Consider the following 1869-nt stretch of genomic DNA (forward strand, 5'->3'; position numbering starts at 1 on the left):
GCTGAATACGCCGCGCTTCCTCGCCAGCGGCGATACCACGCGCCTGGCGCTGGATCTCAGCAACCTGACCGACAGGCCGCAAACCCTGAACGTTGCGCTGAGCGCCGGCGGCCTGCTGCAGCTTGCGCAGCCGGAAATCCCGCCGGTTCAGCTGGCGCCGGGCGCGCGCCGCACCCTGTTTGTGCCGGTGAGCGCGAGAGAGGGGTTTGGCGACGGTCAGCTCAGCGCGACCATCAGCGGCCTGAATCTGCCGGGGGAGACCTTCGCCCCGATGCAGAAGCAGTGGAAAATTGGCGTCCGTCCGGCCTTCCCGGCGCGGACGGTGAACGTTGGCGCGGTGCTGCAGCCCGGCGAAAGCTGGCAGGCGCCGGCGGAGCAAGTCCTCGGCTTCTCGCCGGCGACCCTGCAGGGGCAGCTGGTGTTCAGCGGCAAGCCGCCGCTCAACCTGGCGCGCTATATTCGCGACCTGAAGGCCTATCCTTACGGCTGCCTGGAGCAGACCGCCAGCGGACTGTTCCCGTCGCTCTACACCAGCGCGGCGCAGCTAAAAACGCTGGGTATTAGCGGCGACAGCGATGAAAAACGCCGCGCGGCGGTGGATATCGGCATCGCGCGCCTGCTGCAAATGCAGCGCGACGACGGCGGCTTTGCGCTATGGGATAAAAACGGTCCGGAGGAGTACTGGCTCACCGCCTACGCCATGGACTTCCTGGTGCGGGCGGGCGAGCAGGGCTACAGCGTGCCGACCAACGCCATCAATAACGGCAACCAGCGCCTGCTGCGCTATCTGCAGGAGCCGGGGCTGATGACCGTGCGCTACAGCGACGACGCGCCGGCCAGCCGCTTTGCCGCCCAGGCCTACGCCGCTCTGGTGCTGGCTCGTCAGCAAAAGGCGCCGCTTGGCGCGCTGCGTGAAATCTGGACCCGCCACGAGCAGGCGCGTTCCGGCCTGCCGCTGCTGCAGCTCGGCATTGCGCTGAAGACGATGGGTGACGCACCGCGCGGCGAGCAGGCGCTGAAGCTGGCGATGAGCACGCCGCGTCAGGACCGGGATCGCTGGCTGGGAGATTACGGCAGCGCGCTGCGCGATGATGCCCTGAAGCTGGCCCTGCTGGAGGAGAATAAGCTGCTGCCGGAGGCGCAAAACGCGCTGCTGAGCAGCCTGGCCGACGAGGCCTACGGCCAGCGCTGGCTCTCTACTCAGGAGACCAACGCCCTGTTCCTTGCCGGGCGCACGCTGCAGGATCTCCCCGGCAGCTGGCAGGCGCAAACCTCGCTGCAGGCGCAGCCGCTGGCGGCGGATAAGGCGCAGACCCGCAACCTCACCGGTGACCAGCTGGCGGCGCTGCAGGTCAGCAATACCGGCAGCCAGCCGCTCTGGCTGCGCCTCGACAGCAGCGGCTATCCGCTTAGCGCCCCGCAGCCTGCGGGCAACGTGCTGGGCATTGAACGGCAGGTCTTCGACACCCGCGGCCAGCAAAAATCGCTGACCTCGCTGCGCAGCGGCGAGCTGGTGCTGGTGAAGCTGGAAATTACCGCTACGCGCAACGTGCCGGATGCGCTGGTCGTCGATCTGCTGCCGGCGGGGCTGGAGCTGGAAAACCAGAACCTGGCAAACAGCAGCGCCAGCCTGCAGGAGAACGGCGAGGCGGTGCAGAACCTGCTCAATCAGATGCAGCAGGCGGATATTCAGCATATCGAATTCCGCGACGATCGCTTTGTTGCCGCGGTAGCGGTAAACGAAGGGCAGCCGGTGACGCTGGTCTACCTGGCGCGGGCGGTAACGCCCGGGACCTATCAGGTGCCGCAGCCGCAGGTGGAGTCGATGTACGTTCCGCAGTGGCGGGCAACCGGCACGGCCAGCGGTCC

General features: G+C 67.4%; 1 protein-coding gene. It reads left to right on the top strand.

Annotated features, from left to right (window positions below; all coding sequences use genetic code 11):
• Positions 1 to 1869, top strand: a 1869-nt coding sequence (locus PFH44_RS27175) for an alpha-2-macroglobulin family protein (protein ID WP_367575715.1), incomplete at both ends; no start/stop codon positions are given.

The organism is Klebsiella sp. Ech2A, from assembly GCF_030078455.1.
Classification (GTDB): domain Bacteria; phylum Pseudomonadota; class Gammaproteobacteria; order Enterobacterales; family Enterobacteriaceae; genus Klebsiella; species Klebsiella terrigena.